This window comes from Flavobacteriales bacterium (genome assembly GCA_016779995.1).
Classification (GTDB): Bacteria; Bacteroidota; Bacteroidia; order Flavobacteriales; family UBA7312; genus UBA8444.
The window spans coordinates 169,580-192,521 of the sequence record JADHMO010000001.1 but is presented as its reverse complement, the minus strand read 5'-3'; the positions used below and the strand labels follow the sequence as shown (position 1 = coordinate 192,521).

General features: G+C 33.8%; 18 protein-coding genes. 7 read left to right on the top strand and 11 right to left on the bottom strand.

What is annotated here, in order from left to right:
- Positions 1 to 27 precede the first annotated feature (27 nt).
- A complete protein-coding gene (locus ISP71_00910; GenBank protein ID MBL6662635.1) occupies positions 28 to 372 on the top strand; it encodes a hypothetical protein in 345 nt (114 codons plus the stop codon).
- A 49-nt stretch (positions 373 to 421) separates the two neighbouring features.
- Here ISP71_00910 and lpdA read toward each other — a convergent pair whose 3' ends face one another.
- From lpdA to mnmE, 3 genes are all read right to left on the bottom strand, one after another.
- Positions 422 to 1,810 (bottom strand): dihydrolipoyl dehydrogenase, encoded by a 1,389-nt coding sequence (gene lpdA / locus ISP71_00905; protein ID MBL6662634.1) that lies wholly within the window; start codon positions 1,808 to 1,810, stop codon positions 422 to 424.
- Between the two features lie 91 nt (positions 1,811 to 1,901).
- Entirely contained in the window at positions 1,902 to 2,846 is a 945-nt protein-coding gene (locus ISP71_00900) for a sulfotransferase (GenBank protein ID MBL6662633.1), read from the bottom strand.
- A gap of 73 nt (positions 2,847 to 2,919) precedes the next feature.
- On the bottom strand, positions 2,920 to 4,272 hold the full coding sequence (gene mnmE, locus ISP71_00895; protein MBL6662632.1) for a tRNA uridine-5-carboxymethylaminomethyl(34) synthesis GTPase MnmE: 1,353 nt from the start codon (positions 4,270 to 4,272) through the stop codon (positions 2,920 to 2,922).
- Between the two features lie 87 nt (positions 4,273 to 4,359).
- Between mnmE and sucD the strand changes: the two genes are divergently transcribed.
- The 6 genes from sucD to ISP71_00865 all read left to right on the top strand — a co-directional run bounded on the left by sucD (position 4,360) and on the right by ISP71_00865 (position 9,812).
- Positions 4,360 to 5,238, top strand: coding sequence for a succinate--CoA ligase subunit alpha (gene sucD, locus ISP71_00890; protein ID MBL6662631.1), 879 nt, complete (start codon positions 4,360 to 4,362; stop codon positions 5,236 to 5,238).
- A gap of 87 nt (positions 5,239 to 5,325) precedes the next feature.
- Positions 5,326 to 6,072, top strand: coding sequence for a 3-oxoacyl-[acyl-carrier-protein] reductase (fabG, locus tag ISP71_00885; protein MBL6662630.1), 747 nt, complete (start codon positions 5,326 to 5,328; stop codon positions 6,070 to 6,072).
- Entirely contained in the window at positions 6,072 to 8,099 is a 2,028-nt protein-coding gene (locus ISP71_00880) for a hypothetical protein (protein ID MBL6662629.1), read from the top strand. The genes fabG and ISP71_00880 overlap by 1 nt, the downstream gene beginning before the upstream one ends.
- 22 nt (positions 8,100 to 8,121) lie before the next feature.
- Positions 8,122 to 8,967 carry a prohibitin family protein gene (locus tag ISP71_00875; protein MBL6662628.1) on the top strand — a complete coding sequence of 282 codons (846 nt, stop codon included), beginning with the start codon at positions 8,122 to 8,124 and terminating at the stop codon, positions 8,965 to 8,967.
- A 31-nt stretch (positions 8,968 to 8,998) separates the two neighbouring features.
- Positions 8,999 to 9,370, top strand: a complete 372-nt coding sequence (locus tag ISP71_00870) for a hypothetical protein (protein MBL6662627.1) — start codon at positions 8,999 to 9,001, stop codon at positions 9,368 to 9,370.
- Between the two features lie 37 nt (positions 9,371 to 9,407).
- On the top strand, positions 9,408 to 9,812 hold the full coding sequence (locus ISP71_00865) for a hypothetical protein (GenBank protein MBL6662626.1): 405 nt from the start codon (positions 9,408 to 9,410) through the stop codon (positions 9,810 to 9,812).
- A 1-nt stretch (position 9,813) separates the two neighbouring features.
- On the opposite strand, the gene uvrB is transcribed toward ISP71_00865, so the two are convergent.
- The 8 genes from uvrB to ISP71_00825 form a co-directional block, all read right to left on the bottom strand.
- Positions 9,814 to 11,802: an excinuclease ABC subunit UvrB gene (uvrB, locus tag ISP71_00860; protein MBL6662625.1), complete on the bottom strand. Its 1,989-nt coding sequence runs from the start codon at positions 11,800 to 11,802 to the stop codon at positions 9,814 to 9,816.
- Positions 11,803 to 13,584 carry a DUF349 domain-containing protein gene (locus ISP71_00855; GenBank protein ID MBL6662624.1) on the bottom strand — a complete coding sequence of 594 codons (1,782 nt, stop codon included), beginning with the start codon at positions 13,582 to 13,584 and terminating at the stop codon, positions 11,803 to 11,805.
- Positions 13,585 to 13,627: 43 nt separating this feature from the next.
- On the bottom strand, positions 13,628 to 14,362 hold the full coding sequence (locus ISP71_00850) for a shikimate dehydrogenase (GenBank protein ID MBL6662623.1): 735 nt from the start codon (positions 14,360 to 14,362) through the stop codon (positions 13,628 to 13,630).
- Positions 14,362 to 15,339: a DUF368 domain-containing protein gene (locus ISP71_00845; GenBank protein MBL6662622.1), complete on the bottom strand. Its 978-nt coding sequence runs from the start codon at positions 15,337 to 15,339 to the stop codon at positions 14,362 to 14,364. The genes ISP71_00850 and ISP71_00845 overlap by 1 nt, the downstream gene beginning before the upstream one ends.
- A 2-nt stretch (positions 15,340 to 15,341) precedes the next feature.
- Positions 15,342 to 15,638, bottom strand: a complete 297-nt coding sequence (locus tag ISP71_00840; protein ID MBL6662621.1) for a rhodanese-like domain-containing protein — start codon at positions 15,636 to 15,638, stop codon at positions 15,342 to 15,344.
- A 13-nt stretch (positions 15,639 to 15,651) separates the two neighbouring features.
- A complete protein-coding gene (locus ISP71_00835) occupies positions 15,652 to 16,410 on the bottom strand; it encodes a phosphosulfolactate synthase (protein ID MBL6662620.1) in 759 nt (252 codons plus the stop codon).
- Between the two features lie 7 nt (positions 16,411 to 16,417).
- Entirely contained in the window at positions 16,418 to 17,818 is a 1,401-nt protein-coding gene (locus tag ISP71_00830; protein MBL6662619.1) for a tetratricopeptide repeat protein, read from the bottom strand.
- 82 nt (positions 17,819 to 17,900) lie between these two features.
- A complete protein-coding gene (locus tag ISP71_00825) occupies positions 17,901 to 22,919 on the bottom strand; it encodes a PKD domain-containing protein (protein ID MBL6662618.1) in 5,019 nt (1,672 codons plus the stop codon).
- Positions 22,920 to 22,942: the final 23 nt, after the last annotated feature.

Below are 22,942 nucleotides of genomic sequence, written 5' to 3'. Positions count from 1 at the left end.
TAGAAATGTTTCTCAATAAAAAATGTGATGTTAGATACAACTTCAATAATTAAACAAAGAATGATTGTTTTTATAAAAAAGCAAGGTATGAGTCTAAATAAGTTTTACGAAAAAAGTAAAGTTTCTAATGGCGTTTTAGGTAAAAAAGGTGGAGTTTCAGAAGAAACTATTGTAAAATTCCTAGAATTATTTCCTGAAATAAATCCAACTTGGTTAATGACTGGTCAAGAAGAAATGATGAAACAAAAAGTTGTTGCTAGTGACGGTGATAAGTATATAACCATCCATGTTGATGTTTTTAATGAGTTAAAAAATCAATTAAATGTTAAAGATTGTCAAATTAACAATTTAATAAATAAACTTTCCAATTAAAAAAGCCCCGCAATTGCGAGGCTTTTTTAATGGAATATGTTTTTTTTTATTACATGTGTATCACTTCATCGTAAGCAGCGGCAACAGCCTCCATAACAGCCTCACTCATAGTTGGGTGCGGGTGTACTGCTTTTAGTATTTCGTGACCTGTAGTTTCTAGCTTACGTGCTACCACGGCTTCGGCAATCATTTCAGTTACGTTGTAACCAATCATATGACACCCTAACCATTCGCCGTACTTAGCATCAAAAATAACTTTTACGAAGCCATCTTTGTGCCCAGCGGCAGAAGCCTTACCAGATGCTGAGAATGGGAATTTGCCCACTTTAATATCGTATCCAGCTTCTTTAGCCGCTTTTTCAGTGTAGCCTACAGAAGATATTTCTGGAGAACAATAGGTACAACCCGGAATATTACCGTAGTCTAAAGGTTCAGGATTGTGACCTGCTATCTTTTCCACACAAATAATGCCTTCAGCAGAAGCGACGTGAGCTAGTGCTTGGGTTGGTAATACGTCACCGATGGCATAGTAGCCCGGTATATTCGTTTGATAAAAGTCGTTGACTAGTATTTTACCTTTGTCCGTAACAATGCCTACGTCTTCCAAACCTATATTTTCAATATTAGCTGTGATACCTACTGCCGAAAGAACGACATCACACTCTATAGTTTCTAGACCTTTTTTAGTTTTAACGCTAACGACACAAGCTTTACCTGAGGTGTCAACGCTTTCTACTGATGAATTGGTCATTACTTTAATACCAGATTTTTTGAACGAACGAGCCAATTGTTTAGAAACGTCCTCGTCTTCAATAGGAACGATATTAGGCATGTATTCAACTACGGTTACGTCTACACCCATAGCATTATAGAAATAAGCAAATTCTACGCCAATTGCTCCAGAACCTACAACTACCATTTTAGATGGTTTTTTATCTAAAGTCATAGCTTTTCTGTAGCCAATAATTTTCTTTCCATCTTGTGGTAGGTTAGGTAATTCTCTTGAACGAGCACCTGTAGCAATAATGATGTTTGAAGCACTGTACTCTGTAGTTTTGCCATCAGCATCTACTACATCTATTTTTTTACCAGCTTTTACTTTAGCTGTTCCCATTATCACTTCTATCTTATTCTTCTTCATCAAGAAGTCAATTCCTTTACTCATGCCGTCAGCAACGCCTCTTGAACGTTGAACAACAGAGTTAAAATCTGCATCAGCATCTTTTACATTAATACCGAAATCCTCAGCGTGTTGAATGTATTCAAATACTTGTGCTGATTTCAACAAGGCTTTAGTAGGAATACATCCCCAGTTTAAACACACACCACCTAGAGATTCTTTTTCTACGATAGCTGTTTTTAAACCTAATTGTGAAGCGCGAATGGCAGTAACATATCCTCCAGGTCCACTTCCTATAACAATGACATCAAAATTCATATTTTCTTTGTGTTTTAAATCGTGACAAATCTAATAAATTCTAAAACAGAAAACGAAGTAAATTGAGCAAATAAATCATATTAAATGAACATTATCTAAATCCTTGTTCTAAAATGAATTTAAGGTAAGATAATTTGGTTTTTATGAGTTTTACTTTTGTCCTGTAAAATAGTCTTGCTGGTGAACGTTTTAAGCCAATTCTTTTTTCCAAACGCAAAAGTCTTGGGTTGGGTGTAATTTCTTCTCCAGCAGAGTAGCCTAATGCTTTAATTTCTTTTCTCAGTAAATAGCTTAGCTCTTGCAATTGTAGGGGTGTAAATACGCTTTTGTATTTGTCAATATGACTGGTATTTAGGGACTTATGGGAGTCTTGATGGTGTTTTTCGTCTTCAGAATTTTCAAACAGTTTGACCTCAGATTCAGTAAGCATACTTTCCTCGAATTCAGAGCCTATATGTTCAGCAATTGCAGTTAACCACAGTTTGTTATCGCTAACTAAATCTTCATAGCTCAGTTGTAAAATTTCATTTTTTTCTTCAATTGATTCGAACTTATTAAAGTAAGCCTTTATAACATCTACAGTTTCGATAATAAATTTATCGTCATAAGTGGAAGAATACCATCGATTGAAGTAGGAGGAGCAAATAGCTAAGGGATGTCTTTTCAGAAACAAAAATTTTGCCGATTTAAATTGTGACTTTAAATAAGGGTAATAAAAAAGATTAGTTGGTGTTTTTTCACCTATAAAATTAGATGCTGTTGGAAAAATGGCTTGGAAAAAATGCTCAACAGAAATAGTATCGTCTATAATTTGGTTTGATTGAATAGCCGTGATGGGTTTTTGTCCTTTATTCAGTTGTTTTAAGAGGTACTTTTGCCTCAATGGACTTAGCTTTTTCCATTTTAAAACACCTAGAAGGTTGAAAATCCAACTTTCATTGATTACATCTATATCCGAATGGTTGTTTAACTTTTGCCCCAGAGTTGTACTGCCAGAACGAGAAAAGGATAAAATGAAAAAGTAGTTTTTCATCATTTAGCTAATATCTGAAAAAAAAACAATTTGACACACATATTTTCTGATAGCTTTTGGCTAAGTTTTATGACACTTATTTTCCTATACAGAAGTTGGAGAAAATATTTTCTAACAAATCATCGGAAGAAATTTCGCCAGTAATTTCTCCTATGTGTTGTAGTGCTTGACGAATGTCCATAGCCAAGAAATCTCCACTTGTTCCATCGTTTAAGCCAGTGATGGTTTTGATGATGTTTTCTAATGCAAGAGTCAATGACTCCAAATGTCTACTATTACTAATTAGAGTACTATTACCCAAAGAAGATGTATTGACTAAATCAATCATTTGTTGTGAAAATGCTTCTACACCTTCATTATGTTTAGCAGATATGTAAATGGCATTTGGTAATTTTTCTTTTATATCGCCATTCAAGTCAATTTTGTTTACTACCACTAACGGTTCTTTTAGCCCTTTTTCTTGTAGTGCTTCTAACTCACTAAGCTGTTCCTTAAGGTTTTGTGAGGCGTCAATTAAGAACACAATAATTTTTGCGCTTAGGGCTTTCTCAACAGCCCTTTCTATACCAATCTTTTCAATGCTGTCTTGAGTCTCTCTTAGACCAGCAGTATCTATAAAACGAAATTGGATGCCGCCTAAAATAATGACATCTTCTATGGTGTCTCTCGTTGTTCCTGCAATTTCGGAAACGATGGCTCTGTCTTCTTTTAGTAAAGCATTAAGTAGGGTGGATTTGCCCACGTTGGGTTGCCCAACTATAGCTACGGGCACACCATTTTTTAGAACGTTACCAATAGCAAACGAATCAATGAGGTTTTGAATAACCTGTTTTATTTTTTCTAACAGTAGGTTAAATCGTTCTCTATCGGCAAATTCTACATCTTCTTCACCAAAATCCAACTCCAATTCTATCAGAGCAGCGAAATTGATAAGCTCTTGTCTTAACTCTTTTAATTCGTTAGAAAAACCACCTCGCATCTGATGCATAGCTACTTGGTGTGCCGATTCACTTTCCGAAGCTATTAAATCGGCAACAGCCTCGGCTTGTGATAAGTCCATTTTACCATTGGCAAATGCCCTTAAAGTAAATTCACCTGCCTTAGCCATTCTAGCACCAGCACCAATAAACAACTGTATGAGTTGGTTTTGGATATACACTGAGCCGTGACAAGATACCTCTATGACATCTTCACCAGTGTAAGAGTGTGGATTTCTAAAAACACTAACCACCACTTCGTCTAAAATTTTATGGTCTTTTCTAATCGTACCAAAATGTAGGGTATGACTATCTACTTTGGTCAAGTCTTTATTGATAAAAAAGGCATTACAAATAGGAATAGCTTGAGGACCTGAAAGTCGTATCACAGAAATAGCACCTTGACCAGACGAAGTTGCTAAGGCACAAATAGTATCGTTGTTGATAAACATTTGACAAAGATAGAAAGTCTTTTGCTTTTTTGTTTTACTAATCCATATTTCATTTTAAATTTGCATGCAAATAAATTCAAAACAAAAATGAGCGTATTAGTAAACAAAGATTCTAAAGTTATTGTTCAAGGTTTTACGGGTAGTGAAGGAACTTTCCATGCCGGTCAAATGATAGAGTATGGCACAAATGTTGTTGGTGGCGTAACACCAGGCAAAGGTGGTCAAACTCATCTTGATAGACCTGTTTTTAATACTGTTGTTGAAGCAGTAGAAAAAGTAGGTGCTAATACTTCTTTAATTTTTGTGCCACCAGCTTTCGCAGCCGATGCTATTATGGAGGCAGCAGCAGCAGGTATTCAAGTGATTATATGCATAACGGAAGGTATTCCTACCAAAGATATGATTACAGTAAAAGAATATTTATCTGATAAAGATTGCCGTTTGGTAGGCCCAAACTGTCCAGGTGTTATTACGCCAGGAGAAGCCAAGTGCGGTATAATGCCAGGTTTTGTTTTTGAATCGGGTAGAATAGGGGTTGTTTCTAAATCAGGTACACTAACCTATGAAGCGGCTGACCAAGTGGTTAAGGCAGGAATGGGAATTTCTACTGCTATTGGTATTGGTGGTGACCCTATCATTGGTACGACCACAAAAGAGGCAGTTGAATTATTGATGAACGACCCTGAAACAGATGCTATTATCATGATTGGCGAGATAGGTGGACAGTTAGAAGCTGATGCTGCACATTGGATTAAAGCAAACGGCACAAAACCAGTAGTTGGTTTTATAGCTGGTCAGACTGCTCCTAAGGGAAGAACTATGGGACATGCTGGTGCAATAGTAGGTGGTGAAGACGATACGGCTGAGGCTAAAATGAGAATTCTTAGCGAATGTGGTATTCATGTCGTAGCTTCTCCTGCAAAAATTGGCTCTAAAATGGCCGAATTGATGGGTGTTAATGCATAACTCAAACGATAAAAATTAGTAGAAAAGACGCTTTAAGCGTCTTTTTTATTGGAATACTATTATTTTAGCATTTAAATTTAAAAAACAATGAAATTATTAGAAGGTAAAACGGCCATAATCACTGGTGCCTCAAGAGGAATAGGAAAAGGAATAGCAATAACCTTTGCAAAGCAAGGTGCAAATATTGCTTTTACTTATTTGTCATCTGAAGAAAAAGCCAAAGCTTTAGAAGAAGAATTATCAGCATTTGGAATTAAAGCTAAAGGGTTTAAATCGGACGCTTCAAAATTTGAAGCTGCTCAAGATTTAGCCGATAAAGTCATAGAAACTTTTGGAAGCATTGATGTATTGGTAAACAATGCAGGTATTACCAAAGACAACCTACTCATGCGTATGAGTGAAGAAGACTTTGATACGGTCATGGAGGTTAATATGAAGTCTATTTTTAACTTAACAAAAGCTGTATTAAGACCTATGCTAAAACAACGTTCGGGTTCTATTATAAACATGAGCTCTGTTGTTGGTGTAAAAGGTAATGCTGGTCAAGCTAATTATTCGGCTTCAAAAGCTGGTATCATAGGTTTTTCAAAATCTACAGCTCTAGAATTAGGCTCTAGAAATATCCGTTGTAACGTTATTGCACCTGGTTTTATAGAGACAGAAATGACGGCTAAGTTAGATGAAAACATTGTGAAAGGCTGGACAGATAGTATTCCATTGAAACGTGGAGGAACACCTGAAGATATTGCTAATGCAACCGTCTTTTTAGCTTCTGATATGTCAGCATATATTTCAGGACAAGTGTTAAATGTTTGTGGAGGAATGCTCACTTAATGAATTACATTACTACAGAATGGTCAATGCTATGGATTGTGGGTTGTATTGCCCTTTCCATAGCTGTTTCTTATGTTCTGTATAGTAAGGAAGTCTTTAAATCCGCTTTATGGCTTAGAAGATTTTTATTCGCACTACGCTTTGCGACCTTTTTTATTCTTACTTTTTTATTGCTCAAACCTTACATAAATCAGTTTGTTACGCATAAAGAACAAGCAATCATTTTGATTGGAGTTGATAATTCATCTTCTCTACTTGCTAATGCTGATAGCGTCTATTACTCTACTAATTTTGTTAAGGAGCTGAATGATTTAAAAGCTGAATTTGAGGAAGATTTTCAAGTTGAGATATATGCCTTTGGTGAACAAGTAGAAAGGAACCCAATTCTTGATTTTAAAGACAGAAAAACAAATATATCAGATTATCTTAATGAGGTTTCCGATATATATTCCAACCGTAATGTGGTAGCTAATGTCATCGCCTCTGACGGGATTTATAACTCAGGGTCTAATCCTTTGTATGCCAATTATCCTTTTAATGCTCCTTTATATACCATACGATTAGGCGATACTATTGCCAAGAAAGATTTAGAATTGACTTCAGTTTCATACAATGAAATTGCATATTTGGGTAATTCTTTTCCTATTTCAACAACAGTTTTATCTCAATTTTCCAAAGGAGAGAGGCTAGAAGTTAGTATTTATGAAGGAGATGTTTTGCTAGATAGAAAAGAGAAGTTAATAAATCGTAATGACGAGATTATTTCTTTTGACTATAAACTAAGTGCTCAAAGCGTTGGTATTCATAATTACAGAATTGAAGTCAAAGCTGTAGAGGGAGAACAAAACACCTTAAACAATACTCAAAATATCTTTGTAGATGTCCTAGAAAGTAAGCAGAAAATACTCTTATTGAGTGATATCTCACACCCTGATATAGCTGCCATAAGTAAATCTATACAGTCCAATGAAAATTATGAGTTAGTTGTACAAAATACATCAGATTTTAATGGTGATTACAGTCCTTACAGTTTGCTAATTGCTTTTCAGTTAAATGTTTCAGAACCTAATATTCCTACTTTTTATTTCATAGGAAATTCAAGTCAAGCCCTATCTTTAGAATGGTTTAGTTTTTTGCCGTCTAAAAGTACTCTTAATGAGGTTCATTCCGACTATAATTCCTTTTCTTTATTCTCATTGAATGATAAATGGAATCTGTGGTTGGAAGAACTACCACCCTTATATAGTCCTTTAGCAGAATATACTTTTAACTCTGAACATCATCATCTTTTTACTCAAAACATATTAGGTATAACTACTCAAAACCCCATCTTTACATTCAGTAAGCAAGGAGAATACAGACAAGCAGTTTGTGCTGTTGAAGGCTTGTGGAAATGGCGTTTGTATGAGTATCTAAAAACTAATAATCATCAGCTATTTGATGAATTAATCAATAAAAGCGTTCAATTCTTATCAGTTAAAGAAGATAAAAGACCTTTTAGATTGCGACATGAAAAACTTATCTATGAGAACGAACCCTTGTTAATTGAGGCGGATTTATACAATGCTAACTATGAGCTGGTCAATAGTGCTGAAGTAAGTCTTTTGATAAAAGACGAAGATGGTAATGAATACAATTTTTCATTTAACAAAACAGCTATTAGCTACACCTTAGAGTTGAATGAGTTAAAAGTAGGTAATTACAGTTATGAGGCTAAAGTAATATTCAATGGCAAGGAGTTATTGAACAAAGGCAAGTTTTCAGTACTTCCTTTAGAATTAGAGAAAATATCTTCACAAGCTAATCCTCAAATTCTTTATAATTTATCACAAAAATATGGAGGTAAATCTTATGATAAATCTCAATTTTCTGAACTCAAAAATGAATTGTCAGCAATAGAATCACAAAGTTTAAGTTATAAAGAAGAATCGCAGAGTGATTTCATTAACTTGAAATGGATTTTCATTTTATTATTTGTATTTTTGACACTAGAGTGGTTCGTGAGAAAGAGAATTACTAACATTTAACAATTTAAAATTTTATAATAGTATGTTTGAAACTAATGATTCAGGTGGATTTAACCCAAAACTGCCGAGGTTTTTTGTTCTAGGGTTTGTAGCAATTATTTTTCTTTTAATAACTGGAGGTAATATGTTTTATACCGTTAATCCAGGTGAGAAAGCGGTTGTTTTTAAGCGTTTTGGTGGTGGATTAGATAAGGACTTAGTAGTGCCTCAAGGTTTTCACTTTATTGCACCTTGGAATAAAGTTTATATCTACAATGTTAAGATACAAGAAGATTATGAGGCTATGGAAGTACTATCTAAAAATGGACTTTCTATTAAAGTAGATTTATCTTTTCGTTATACGCCCAATGTTTCTGAGCTAGGTTATCTTCATGATTTGGTTGGGGAGGACTACTTAGAAAGTATCATTCGCCCTGAGATACGTTCTGTAACTAGAGAGGTGATTGGTGAATATTTACCTGAGGAATTATATTCTACAAAGAGAGAAGAAGTAGAAGACAAGATTTTTGAAATCACTTCTAAATCTATTGCCGATAAATATATCTTTTTGGATGCTATACTTATTAGAGATGTGACTTTACCACAAACTCTACAAGCAGCTATTGAAAATAAACTGAGACAAGAGCAAGAAGCTTTAGAGTATGAGTTTAAACTATTAAAAGAGTCTAAAGAAGCAGAAAGAAAGCGTATTGAGGCGGAAGGTATTTCAGACTTTCAACGTATCGTGACAAAGACTATTACTCCCCAGTTACTTAAATGGAAAGGTATTGAAACGACACAGGAACTGTCGAAATCTCCTAACAGCAAAGTTATTGTTATTGGAAATGGAGAAGGTGATTTACCGATTATTTTAGGTGGCGATAAATAAAAAAACAGTATTAATTTTAACCTATTTAACAATGAAAAAGATTTTAATTTTAATGAGTTTTGTATTGCCTTTGACTATATTGGCTCAGACTAGACCTATGCCTACTAAAGCAAATAATAAAACTATTACTAAAAAAGATGTTGTAAAAGACAAAAAACCTGCGCCAAATGCGTACATGATTATGGATGTTACGGAAAATATTCCTAAGAAAAATGTTCCTCGTCTTTCTTTTAAATTCCAGTCCTTCGATGTAAAATATTCTAATAAATTATCACAATCAGTTAAAGATAAAGAATCAATTATTGAGGTGCTTAATCTTTTAGGTCAAAGAGGTTGGGAGTTGGTTACTGTTGAAAATGGACGATATTTTTTTATACACAGAACCATTGGCAGGGTAAAATAATCTAATAATTTAAAGCCTCTTTATTGAGGCTTTTTTTATGAAAAAATATCCAGAAAAAATCGTTGTTGCATGGGGTGAAGCCATTTCAGGAAATCTTGAAATAAGAGATTGGCTGATGAAAAATAATTACCCCGAATTAGGCTTATTTTGTTACGCGCTTTATTTCGATAAAGGTGCTTCGGATTGGTTGATGAAAAATGCACCACATCTTCTAGCAACAATCAAAGGTGTTGAGGGCAAAAAAGATGCTATACGTTGGCTAGAAATCAATGGCTTTAAATTATTAGCAAAAGTAGCCAAGGCAGCCGATAATGATAAAGAGCAAATGCGTTGGCTTATGTTAAACGATAAACTATTTGGGGTAATAGCTCAGCGTATAAAATTAGTAAAAGACGATATAGAAGAAGCTAATAACGATGTACACCGTTGGGGATATGAGTAGATTATTTCCTCAATTTCTTAAGCTCAGTAAGTTTATCCCTAAGTTTTACAGCCTCTAGGAAATCCAAGTCTTGAGCTGCATTTTCCATTTGTTTCTTGGTGTTTTTAATAGCTCTTTCCAATTCTTTTGGGTTGGAGTAGTCCGTTTCACTCTCAGCAGCCATACTCATACCTTCTTTTACTGCGTATGGATTAAGACTCTTGGCTAGTGCATTGTCTTTCTTTTTATTCAATGGGGTAGGCACTAAGCCGTGCTCGGTATTGTAAGCAATTTGTTTTTCTCTACGTCTATTTGTTTCGTCAATAGTGAGTTTCATAGAGCGTGTTATTTTATCGGCATACATTATAACTAAACCATTGACGTTTCTGGCCGCTCTACCTGCTGTTTGAGTAAGTGAGCGTTCCGACCTTAAAAAACCCTCTTTGTCGGCATCTAGAATAGCTACTAAGCTAACTTCTGGTAAGTCTAATCCTTCTCTTAAAAGATTAACACCCACCAAGACATCAAAAAGACCTTCTCTCAATTCATGTAATATTTCTACTCGCTCTAGGGTATCCACATCCGAGTGTATGTAACGGCAACGAATATCAAAACGTGTCAGGTACTTTGTCAATTCCTCAGCCATTCGTTTAGTAAGTGTGGTTACAAGGGTACGTTCGTCTTTATCAACTCTCAGTTTTATTTCTTCTAGTAAGTCATCTATTTGATTCAGAGAAGGTCTGACGTCTATTTTGGGGTCTAATAAGCCTGTAGGGCGAATGACTTGTTCAGCTACCACGCCACTCGATTGCTCTAGCTCATAATCAGCTGGAGTAGCACTAACATAAATGAATTGATTGTTAATGTTCTCAAATTCTTCAAACTTCAATGGTCTATTGTCCATAGCAGCCGGCAAACGAAAGCCATACTCTACGAGGTTTTCTTTTCTTGAACGGTCGCCACCAAACATAGCTCTTATCTGAGGTATTGTCACATGACTTTCATCTATTACAGTCAAGAAATCTTTAGGAAAATAGTCGATTAGGCAGAACGGACGAGTTCCTGGCATACGACCATCAAAATAGCGAGAATAATTTTCTATTCCCGAACAGTAACCGAGTTCTCTAATCATTTCCAAATCGTAATTGACACGTTCATCTAAACGTTTAGCCTCTAGTTTTCTGTCGGTATTATTTAAAAATTGTACCTGATCCATCAAATCATCTTGTATCTGATGAATAGCACTTTGGATACGGTCTTTAGAAGCCACAAAAATAGTTGCAGGAAAAATGCGTAAGTACTCGAACTTTTCTAAAATAGTGTTGTTTACAGGGTCAAAACTTTCTATTTCTTCAATTTCATCGCCCCAAAAGTGAATTTTATAAGCGATATCGGCATAGGCTGGAAAAACCGAAATAGTATCTCCTTGGACTTTAAAATTGCCTCTTTCGAATTGTATGTCTGAACGTGAGTATAGAGATGTTACCAATTGATTAATTAATTTATTACGACTAATCTTTTGATTTTGCTCTATTTCAATTACGTTATTGTTGAATTCATCGGGGTTTCCGATACCATAAATGCAGGATACAGAAGCCACCACAATAATATCTTTTCTTCCTGATAATAGGGTAGAGGTGGTACTCAATCTTAACTTTTCTATTTCTTGATTTATAGATAAATCTTTTTCAATATAGGTTCCACTACTTGGTATGTAGGCCTCAGGCTGATAATAATCGTAATAGGACACAAAGTATTCTACGGCATTATGGGGAAAGAATTGCTTGAACTCGCTGTATAATTGTGCCGCTAGAGTTTTGTTGTGACTAAGAACTAAAGTTGGCTTTTGAACCTCTTTAATAACATTTGCTACTGTAAAGGTTTTTCCAGAACCGGTAACACCTAGTAAAGTCTGATGTGATTCTCCGTTGTCTATGCCTTCAACCAGTTGTTTTATTGCTGTAGGCTGGTCGCCCATAGGGCTAAAATCCGATACGACTTTGAATCCCATTTACAGGGTGTTAAGCTGTTTTAGTTTATCTTTTAGTGAGTCTATTTCAGCTTTTCCGTTGTCTATCTTCTTTTCTATTTGAGATTTGAGTTTGTCAGCACCATTAGATGAACCAAAGAAAGAGATGTTGGTTTCGTATTGATTAACTTCTTTTTGTAAATCGTTAATTTTATTTCTGATGAATTGCTTTTCTTTATCTATTGCAAATGAATCCGATTTTGCTTTTAAATTTTCTAGTTTGTTGTTGAACTTAATATCATTGAGTTCTTTCTTATCAACTTTCATTTGCTTGTAGAAATCATCTATGGACTTCCTGAAATCATCTTCTATTTGGTTTTTATCTCTAGAAATATCACCAAGAGAACGCCATTCTTTCTGAAAGTCTTCAAGAGCATTAAGGTTTACTTTTTTATCTTCAGAAAGCTTGAATTTTTGAACTGTTTTTAAGAATTTTTCTTTTTTAGCTAGGTTGTCAGCTTTTTCTTTGTCTAGTTCTTTGAAAAAGCTTTTTTTACTATCATAGAAATTATCCATAGCTGTTCTAAATCTCTTCCATAGTTTTTCCGATTGAGATTTAGGCAGATAGCCACTTTTTTTCCAGTCTTCATTAAGTTTATTGACCTTATCTGTTTTCTCTTTCCAACTGACTTCTGAATTGACTAATTCTTCGGCTTTTTCACACAAGACAACTTTATTTTGTATGATATGTTTATTTTCATGCTTTTTCTCTTTGTAAAATTCGTTTTTCTTAGCATAAAAATTAGAAAGAGTTTCTCTTAGAAGTTTCCAAGCCGCTTTATTTTCTTCTTTACTCATTGGAGCTTGTTTCTTCCATTCAGCTTCTAACTCTTGTACTTGTGAAGTTAACTTATTCCATTCGTTATGAGATTTTACTTCACTTTCACTGAGGGTAGCAATTTTTTGACAAATCGCAGATTTATTCTCAAAAGATTGTTTTCCTTTTTCTTTTAAATCAAGGAAATGTTCGTTTCGTCTTTTGTGTAATTTATGTGTTGCTTCTTTAAAACGTTCCCATATTTCTTCCCTCAACTCTCTTTTAACTGGTCCGACTTCTTTCCATTTTTCATGAAGAACTTGCAATTCAGCGTGTACCTTATTAATAGATTTTTCTTCCATTAAGGCTTCAGCCTGTTCACATAAGCTAGTTTTTTGTTTAAGGTTTCTATCAAAATCTAAATCACGTAAGTCATTATTAATTTTAATAAAATCATAGAATTTTTCAACCTGATGGTGGTATGATTTCCATATATCGTTCCTGAATCCAATACCTACTTCACCTGTAGCTTTCCACTTATCTTGTAATGCTCTAAACTTTTCAAATGTCTCTTTGATGGTTTCTTCATCACTAATAATACTTTCTATATCCTTTATGATTTGAGTTTTTATCTTGAGGTTTTTGGCAAAGTCTAACTCTATTTTCTCTCTATAATCGGCTTTCTTTTTACGAAATTCGCTAAAGAGCTTTTTAAAATCTTTCTCTAGTGGGTGGACAAATTTATACTCTTCTTCAAGGCCTTCGTTTTTTAAATACTCTTCTTTGTGGATTTCTTTTTCAGCATTTATTTTTTTATAAAACACGGCTTTGATTGCATCAATACTTTTAGCAACTGAATATATATTTTCAGTTGTAATTAGTTCAGATACTTGTTGCTGTAATTCTTGAGGCGTAAATGAGTTATAGTCAATTTCAATGACAGTATTTTTATTGGTTAACTCTTGGTTAACGATTTCTTTTTTATCCTCGTTTGAATCTTGGATCATCTTGTCAATAGATTAGATTTATGCAAATTTAACATTAAAAATATTAATAAGTGTATTTTTTACTTTTCCAAATGTTCCATGCTTGTTCTGCTTGAATAGTTAGCATTTCCATTCCATTTTTAACTGTGCAATTTTTCTCTTTTCCAAAAGAAAGAAAACGGCTTATTTCTGGATTGTAAACTAAATCATAGAGAATATGTTTTTCTGACAAAAATTGATAGGGTATCTCTGGAAAACTATCGATTTTAGGAAATGTTCCTAATGGCGTACAATTAATAATTATTTGGTGTTTTTCTACGCACTTTTTATCTACGTCAGCATAATCAAATGAAGAATTTCTAGAAACTATTTGAAATGTAATATTTAGCTTTTTTAAAGCGAAAATAATAGCTTTTGTAGCTCCGCCATTCCCTAGTAATAATGCACTTTTATGATGAGGTTTTAAAATAGGTTCAAGAGAGTTTAAAAAGCCTAAATAGTCTGTATTGTATCCTACTAGCTTACCTCCATTATTTTTTACACAATTTACTGCCCCAATAACTTGAGCCTCAGGACTTAATTCATCTAAATAGTTAATAATAGTTTCTTTATGTGGAATAGTAACGTTAAAGCCATCTAATCGTAACAATTTTTTTGAATTGACTAATTCATCTAAATCTTGACATTCTATATTTAGATACTCAACATCTTTTATGTTTTCATTTAAAAATTTATTTTCAAAATAGGATTTTGAAAAAGAATGTTCTAGAGGGTATCCAATAAGTCCAAAGGATTTCATTATTCCTGTTTAGCTAAATATTCTACAAGTACTATTGAAAGTACTCCAATAAGCATCATTACAACTACAAAAAGCTCATTTACTCCCCATACCTCTGGCAAAAAGCGTTCGTAACCTATAAGTAGAGGCTCGCCGTGTCTGTCAATTATTTCACTGCTGAAAATTTCTTTTTTCCATGGCCATATTATACTTAATGATCCAAAAACAAATCCAGTAAGAAGTGCTAGTGTACCATCATGATATTTATTAAATATCCAAGAAATAACATTTGAAAAGGTAATTAAACCTACCACAGACCCAATAAGGAATATCAAGAAGTAAATCAGTAAATCGAATTCTGAACTCGATAAAAAAGCAGAAAGGTTACCACTTAGTAGTGCTTGAGCAAGTTCTGAAATACTATTAATAGATTTTACCATCAATAGATGATAATTTCCCATCAACATCAAAATATAAGAACCCGATAAACCTGGTAGTATCATACCGCATATTCCAATTAATCCACAAATGAAAATGTAGAAATAAGAAGTGTTTTCAGTAGGAGATGGAGATACAAAAGAAACTGTTAAAGCGACTAAAGTACCTATTATTAGTATAGCTATTATTTTCCAATCCCAATGTTTGACTTTTAGCCCTACATAGTAAACAGAGGCTAACACTAAGCCAAAAAAATATGCCCAAGTATGTGCAGGATATTCTACTAAAAGGTAATCAAATAATTTAGCTAAACTTAAAATGCTTAACACTATACCTAACATAATAGGTATCAGAAAATTTAAGTTTAACTGACTGTATAGTGTTTTGAATTGACCTTTGAAAATGAGTTTTAATGCGTTTAAGTTGAAGGATTTAAGAGAGTCAATTAATTCTTCATAGATGTTCGTTATAAGAGCTATTGTACCGCCTGAAACTCCGGGTATTACATTTGCAGCACCCATTGCAACACCTTTAAATAATCGTGTAAAAAACGTTTTCATAATTACAGTGTTATGACTTCTTCTTGCCATTTTTGAAAACCACCTTCTAGATGATTGAGGTTATTCAAGAAGTGAAGTTTTTCAATCATATATTTTAATGAACGACTTCTTTTTCCACTGTTACAATATAGCACTACTGGTTTATCCTTAGGTATCTCATTAATTCTACTCAAAAATTGTGCTAGTGGAATGTTTAGCTCACAAATAGCACCATCTTCACACTCATAAGATTCTCTGATGTCAATAATGGTAATGTTTTCATTTCCATCTATTAAACGCTTGAGCTCTTGAACTGTCATTGTTGTAATACTATTATGGAAGATGGTCGAAGAAAGTATCTCCTCTTAAGCCTAGTCTTAGGCACTCTAAAGGAATAACTTCGTTAAAAGCGATATTTCCAAGGTTTACGTTAGAACCCATCAATTTAATAAACCATACTTGCTGAGTTTTTTGTGGTGATTCCCAAATAATTTGATCGTAATCAATTTTTGTTAATATTTCTTCAATCAAATCAGAACGTACTTCACCACTTCCTCTGAATATACCAACATTGCCCCCTTCACGAGCTTCGGCAATAACTTTCCATGAACCAGCATCAAGTTCTTTTTGCATCAATTCTATCCATTTGTAAGGTGGAATTAATTTGTTGGCATCTTTTGAGCCAACCTCTGAAAGAACTTTAAAATTTTTGTTGAGTTCTGAAATATATTTACACTTATCGGTGTGCGATATTTCTATAGAACCATCAGAAACTTCAACGGTATTGATGTTGTATTTATCAAGTATTCTTTGATAATCATCAAATTTATTTCTAGCAATAAAGGCTTCAAAAAGTGTTCCTCCTAGATATACGTCAATATTTGCGCTTTGATAAAGCTTAATCTTTTCAGCAAGGTTTGGTGAAATAATAGATGTTCCAAAACCGAACTTAACCATATCTGTGAGCTCACCAGCAGTTTCTATAAAATCTTCTACTTGTCGAATACTCAGGCCTTTATCCATCATCATAGTAAGACCATTTGTACGAGGCTTAGATGCTCTTTGTGGCAAGTAAGGTAAGTCGAAATTCATAGGTAATTTATTTTTTGTATTCAAGCAGCAAATGTAGTAGATTTTTATTATCTTTTATACTAGGAAAGTATTGAAAAAATTCTTCATGTAAATCATAGTCAATGGATAGTGCTTTTTCGAAGATTGATAAAGCTTGATTTTCACTGCCAGAATGAAAAAGATAGGCAGACAACCTATATGATAACTCGGCATTTTTAGGATTTAATTTCAATCCTTTTTTTAGAACCTCGATAGCTTCAATAGTAGATTCGTTTTTGTGAAGTAAATGAGAGTAGTTCAACCATGATTCTGAATCTAATTCATCAAGTTCTAAAACTTTTCTGTAAGCTATTTCAGCTTCTTTAATAAAGCCTATTTTTTCATTGATTTGGGCATAAGTAAATAGGTAGTCAACATTTGAAGAATTTATGTCTATTGCCTTTTTAATATGATAAGAGGCTTCTAAGGTTAAGTCTTGCAAATCTAAAATTAGAGCTAGGGAATACCATGCTTCAGCAAAATTCTCGTCTTTTCTTATGCATTTAAAAAAGTATGATTTAGCCTTAATTAGATTATCCATTTTCTCATACAATTCACCAATATCAAAATACATTATGGCATCAGGATCCTCGTATTTAAAAGTCTCTTTACAGCAATCTATAGCTTTTTGGTAATATCCGAGTTCAGATAATGACTCTGCTTTATTGTTGTAGGCGCTTATATAATCCTCTTTTATACATATACTATAATCAAATGATTCTATGGCGTCCAAATGATTATCCAATCTTTGGTAAATTATTCCTAGATAAAACCAAGCTTCATGGTCGTATGGTTTTGATTTTATATAGTTTTTGATAAAGGACAATGAACGGTTTGAGTTATTTGATATTTCACAAGTAATGATGTACGAATACCAATTGATTTCATTGTAATTATTTAAAAGGAGTAATCTTTCAAGCATATCTGCTGATTTGGAGTAATTTTCAATTTTTTGATACTCATTAGCCAAATTAGAAAGGATCTCCTCATTGTTGTTATTGAGGTTTAATAATTCTTCAAATATCGATATAGCCTTTTTGTTTTTATCCAATTTACTGTAAATAGTGGCAAGGGTAAATAGATATTCTTCATCATTTACTGAAGGCACTTCCTTCAAAATTTCATAGGCATCGGAAGCCTTATCAAAATACAATAAAGTCTGAGCTTTTTTTATTTTTAATTGTGATGAAAAGGGATATAATTTTTCATAGAGATAAAAAGCCTCTTTAATTTTAGCTAAATTAACATTCTCAATAAAATAATCAATTATCTTTTCGATTTCGTGAGAGTCAAAGTAAGAATACTGACCTGACTCTAACATTTCGTTAAACCTATTTATTAAGTGATTAATTTTGCTTTCTTCTTGTGAATTCAATCCGTCTTCAAACATATTATAAAGATAAGTTTAAAGTTTTGAGATTCAAATTTTATTCAGATAAGTTTTTGAACAAAGAAATTAACACTTGTTATTTTTAGCGAATTAAGGTTAGGTGTCCAACTAATTTTTCTTCGGTGTTGTTATGGAATACTACATGTATTTTGTAAACATAAACATCTTGTTGGCATAATTCCTCTTTGAAATAACCATTCCAACCTTTTAATAAATTGTCAGTATGAAAAAGATGCTCACCCCATCTATTATAAATATCTAGTGTATAACTTTTTGCTCCTAAAATTACGGGGTAAAATATATCATTTACTCCATTATCTGTTTTGAAATCACCATCATTTATATTGTTTGAATTAGGTGTGAAGGAATTAGGAATGATGATATGACCTCCTTCATTATTAGCAATAGTAATATTCTTCATACTCGTATCACTACAAGCATCGTTGTATGCTATTAGTGTAACCGTATAAATTCCATTATTCTCATAATAATGTGAAGGATTATTTTTTGTAGAAGTAAAAGAATCTCCAAAATCCCAATGATAAGTGTTGGCAAATTGCGATTGATTTGTGGTAATTAATTCCACACCTAGCTCTCGAATATAATCGTCATTAACTAAAAATTGTGATATTGGATTTTTAAATACTTCTATACTGTTGGTTCTAGTAATCGAATGAGAACCAGATTCGTTAAATACAGTTAAAGAAACACTATAAATTCCATCTTGATGATATACTTTGTTTGGGTTTTCAATATTTGAGTATGTGCCATCTCCAAAATCCCAATTGAATGATGTGGCATTTTGAGAATTATTAGTGAAATTCACCAATAATGGTGCACAGCCCTGTTCGTCAATACTAAAATCTGCAATAGGGGTATTGGGTAATATTTCTATCCATACAGTTGCTGAATCCGAGCAAGAGAACTCATTATACATGACTAATTTGATTGGATAATTACCAAAAGTAGAGTAGGTGTGAGGGCTTGGGTTTTCCAAATCGGATTGGTTATTGTCGCCAAAGTCCCATAGGTAAGCCCAATTTCCAGAGCTTGAGTTATTAGTAATTTCAACAGTCGAATTTGGAAGCATTTGGCTAGAGGGACTAGCAGTAAAATTTACTAGTGGTGTTGGAAATACATAAATATTCCTAAATGAAGTGTCGGCACAACCGTATTCAGAAGATGAGATGAGTTGTGTATTAAAAATTTGAGTTTCACTGCTAGTATTCGTGTATTGCGCATGGGCGATTTCATCAGCGTTATCTGTTTGTCCATTTCCAAAATCCCAAATAGAATTGTTAGCACCTATGGATAGATTATAAAATTGTACGTCTAATGGACTGCATCCTACTGTGTCAGATACGTAATTGGAAAATACTTTGGGATATACACTTACTGTCGTTTTTGAAGTGTCTGTACATAGTTGATTGATATAGGAGATTAAGCTGATGGTATAATTTTGAACCTCTTGAGTTGTATTTTCATAATTGTAATTTATTGTCATCGAGTTTGAGTTAATCGTATTGCCATCACCCATATCAAAAATGTAATTGTCTCCATCGGTTGAGGTATTATTTATAGTAATTTCTAATGGGTGACAACCGTTGTTTTCTGAAACAGAAAATTGAGCGTTTGGTTGTGCTAAAACTGTAATTTCTTTATGAATACTATCTGAACAGCCATAATCATTTTGAACATTTAATTTAGCTAAATAACTGGTTTGGTTAATTCCTGTATTGGTGTAGGTATGACTTTGATTATTCGAACTATTAGAAATGCTACCATCTCCAAAATCCCAAAAACAATCTTGACCAATAGATAAATTGTAAAAGTCAATTTCTAAAGGAGAGCAACCAATGGAATCGCTTACAAAATCAGCTTTTACTTGAGGATATACGACAATGTTTTGATTTACACTATCTAGACAGTTGTATTGATTCTTGGCTATCAGCTTTACACTATAGCTAAAATCGATTGTACTTAAATTAGTGTATTCATAGTTATTAGTATTTAACATATCAGAACTGTTTCCATCTCCGAAATCCCACATATATTCCTGAGCATTAGTAGAGTTATTAGTAAAATCTACATAGATAGGAGAACAGCCCACGTATTCAGATGCCGTAAAACTTGCATTTGGAGAAGGGAATACTTCAATAGCTTTTTGAATACTATCTTTACAACCAAATACTGATTCAACCATCAAAGAAGGGTAGAAAGTAACCACATCAGAAGTGTTATTAATGTAGAGGTGGTTCTGATTATTAGCGTTGGAGTTGCTTATGCCGTTATCAAAATCCCAAAGGAATTCACTAGCCCCAACAGAATTATTGATAAAACTAACATTAAGAGGATTACAACCCGTAGTATCTGAAGTGAATTCAGCACTCACCTTAGGATAAACAATAATGTTTTGAGATAGACTGTCCTTACATTCATAATTGTTAGTAGCGATTAACTTCACTTCGTAGTTTTGACTGTAAGATGCTGTATTATTAATATCAATATTGAAGGTGCTATTTGTATTGTAAAAAGTAGAATCACCAATATTCCATTCATAAATAGTGGCGTTAGTGGAGTTGTTGGTTAATGTAGTGTTCAATGGAGAACAAGATGTATATTCTGAGGATACAAAATTTGCAGTTGGATTTGGATTTACACTAATTTGTTGTGTAGAACTGTCTTTGCACCCAAATGGAGAGGTAGCAACTAGGCTAACTAGAAAATTTTGACTATTGATACTATTATTTTCAAAAGTGTGTGTTGGCGTAGAACTGTTAGATAGATTACCATCTCCAAAATTCCAATTGTATTCAACAGCACCATTGACTGAAGGAAAGTTTACCTCGAGAGGCGAGCAACCAGATGCAGGAATACTTGAGAAAGTAAATTGTGGCTCGGGGTAAACTATTATATTTTGAGATGCTGTATCCTTACAACCATTGGGGTTAGATGCTATTAATTGAACGTCAAATGTTTCAATTAGCAAGTTAAGATTACTAAACGTATGACTAGTGTGTGTATTGGTGTCTAAGGGCGTTCCATCTCCAAAGTTCCAATTGTAATTTATGGCATATTGTGAGGTATTACTAAAATTTACTTCTAAAGGAGCACAATCTAAAACAGCATTGTTTACAAAGGAAGCTATAGGAATAGATAATACAGTGATGGATTTTGACGTACTATCTTTACAACCTGCTAAAGTCGAAACAGTTAAAGAAATGCTATATATGCTGTCTAATGCTGTGTTATTTAAAAATTGGTGTGTTGGGTTTTCTAGATTGCTAAAGTTACCATCACTAAAATTCCAATAAAATTGTATTGAGTTGTTAGATGAATTATTAGTAAAGACAATATCAAGGGGTGAACAACCTGAATTTATATCTGCGCTGAAATCTGCTGTCGGTATGCTTTCTACAGTTACACTAATTGTATCCTTATTTTGACAATGTGCAGTTGATACCTCAAGAATAACATCATAGTCACCTGAATTAGCATAAATGTGTGTTGGATTTTTCAAACTACTAGTGCCACCATCTCCAAATTGCCAAGTCCATGAATTTATAGTATCATTAGCTTGAGAAACGGATAAGTCATTGAATTGAGACTGTTCATTAACACATACACTTGTGGGTTCAAAATTAGGTGTAGGGGTTTGATACAGATTTATAATTTTGCTTAGACTATTGGTACAGCCACTGCTATTTAAGACATTTAGAGTTACATTACAGCTGCCAGAACTAGAGTAATGTTGTAGTGGTGGACTGGATGAATTATCTGTATTTCCGTTACCAAAGTCCCAATTCCATTGTATGACATCATTAGACGAAAGATTATTTATTTGAACGTACATGCTGTCGCAACCATTATTATTGTCAAATGAGAAGTTAGCGTTAGGAACATCAGAAACATGTATTTTTACTGTTGCGGTGTCTCGGCATATACCACCAGTCAATTGAGGAATTAAAAGCACTTCATAATCTCCAGGAGAATAAAAAGCTCTCGTTACATTTCCATTCCAAACCTGTGTCCATGAACTACCATCTCCAAAATTCCAAATATAACTAGTAGCATAGCCAGTACTTTGGTTGTAAAACGTAATAGACTCGCCAACACAAATGGTGTCTTTGTTGGCAGATATACCTGCAATTGGAGGATTTACTATATTGATTGATAAAGTAGCAGTATCTAAGCCACAATAGCTGCTGTCAATAAGCATAACTTCATAAACACCAACATCAGGGTAATCAACATTAACTTCTAAAGCAGGAGGCCAAGGTCGCCAATTGATGATGGAGTCGTACCCCAAGCCCCAATAATCTCCTAAATTCCAATATTCATAGCGTTGTGACACATTTCCTTGAGCATAACAATTTCTTTCCGTAGTGTTCTGAAAACTTACGCTTACATCGGGATAGCATAACAGTGTTTTGTTGGCTGAAATCGATGCCTTGTCTATATCCCAAATTCTCAGTGGAGTGAATGTTGCTAAACTAGGTCCACCTTGCAGGGTGTTACATTTATTTTCTGCAGTTAGTGTGACTTGTGTCGCACAGTTAATACTTCCTTCTTCGTAGAGGTGAGAAATGAGTTGACCTACATTAGTATGGTCATAAGTTTCATTAGCTGTACCATCAAAGAAATCCCAAATGAAGGTTGTATTTTCAGAAACGTCTGTTGACGAGTTAATAAAATCTAGACTACCTGGGGCACATGTACTAGTCAAACCTCCAAATGGAATTTGAATAGAAGCATTGGTTGGTTCTTCCATAGTAACCTCGCCAAGTACAACACAAGGAATATCAGTTAGGTTTATCGTAACTGTATAAGTAGCAACGGCTTGTGAGTAGGTATGTTCAACTGGGGTATTAGCTAACCACGAAGTACCAGAGCTTTGGGGACTGTCATCGCCCCAATCAATAGAATAATTACCGATATCCTCATTAGACTGCAGACTAAGAATAAAGTCATTTCCATCACAAACAATCCATTCAGGCGTGGAGCTTAAATTACCATCAAAGTCATAAAATTGAGGACATTGAGAATAAGAGAATTGAGTAATTGAAAAAATAAATAGGAAAATAAGTATCCTAGTTTTCATAGCCATATAAATATAGGCAAATT

What these genes read in the sequence shown, in the direction of transcription:
- uvrB (MBL6662625.1), bottom strand. Translation starts at nt 11,802, where the DNA reads ATGGGATTCAAAGTCGTATCGGATTTTAGCCCTATGGGCGACCAGCCT.
- ISP71_00875 (MBL6662628.1), top strand. Translation starts at nt 8,122, where the DNA reads ATGTTTGAAACTAATGATTCAGGTGGATTTAACCCAAAACTGCCGAGG.
- ISP71_00910 (MBL6662635.1), top strand. Translation starts at nt 28, where the DNA reads ATGTTAGATACAACTTCAATAATTAAACAAAGAATGATTGTTTTTATA.
- ISP71_00865 (MBL6662626.1), top strand. Translation starts at nt 9,408, where the DNA reads ATGAAAAAATATCCAGAAAAAATCGTTGTTGCATGGGGTGAAGCCATT.
- ISP71_00830 (MBL6662619.1), bottom strand. Translation starts at nt 17,818, where the DNA reads ATGTTTGAAGACGGATTGAATTCACAAGAAGAAAGCAAAATTAATCAC.
- ISP71_00900 (MBL6662633.1), bottom strand. Translation starts at nt 2,846, where the DNA reads ATGATGAAAAACTACTTTTTCATTTTATCCTTTTCTCGTTCTGGCAGT.
- sucD (MBL6662631.1), top strand. Translation starts at nt 4,360, where the DNA reads ATGAGCGTATTAGTAAACAAAGATTCTAAAGTTATTGTTCAAGGTTTT.
- ISP71_00855 (MBL6662624.1), bottom strand. Translation starts at nt 13,584, where the DNA reads ATGATCCAAGATTCAAACGAGGATAAAAAAGAAATCGTTAACCAAGAG.
- ISP71_00825 (MBL6662618.1), bottom strand. Translation starts at nt 22,919, where the DNA reads ATGAAAACTAGGATACTTATTTTCCTATTTATTTTTTCAATTACTCAA.
- ISP71_00835 (MBL6662620.1), bottom strand. Translation starts at nt 16,410, where the DNA reads ATGAATTTCGACTTACCTTACTTGCCACAAAGAGCATCTAAGCCTCGT.
- fabG (MBL6662630.1), top strand. Translation starts at nt 5,326, where the DNA reads ATGAAATTATTAGAAGGTAAAACGGCCATAATCACTGGTGCCTCAAGA.
- ISP71_00870 (MBL6662627.1), top strand. Translation starts at nt 8,999, where the DNA reads ATGAAAAAGATTTTAATTTTAATGAGTTTTGTATTGCCTTTGACTATA.
- ISP71_00845 (MBL6662622.1), bottom strand. Translation starts at nt 15,339, where the DNA reads ATGAAAACGTTTTTTACACGATTATTTAAAGGTGTTGCAATGGGTGCT.
- ISP71_00880 (MBL6662629.1), top strand. Translation starts at nt 6,072, where the DNA reads ATGAATTACATTACTACAGAATGGTCAATGCTATGGATTGTGGGTTGT.
- ISP71_00840 (MBL6662621.1), bottom strand. Translation starts at nt 15,638, where the DNA reads ATGACAGTTCAAGAGCTCAAGCGTTTAATAGATGGAAATGAAAACATT.
- ISP71_00850 (MBL6662623.1), bottom strand. Translation starts at nt 14,362, where the DNA reads ATGAAATCCTTTGGACTTATTGGATACCCTCTAGAACATTCTTTTTCA.
- lpdA (MBL6662634.1), bottom strand. Translation starts at nt 1,810, where the DNA reads ATGAATTTTGATGTCATTGTTATAGGAAGTGGACCTGGAGGATATGTT.
- mnmE (MBL6662632.1), bottom strand. Translation starts at nt 4,272, where the DNA reads ATGTTTATCAACAACGATACTATTTGTGCCTTAGCAACTTCGTCTGGT.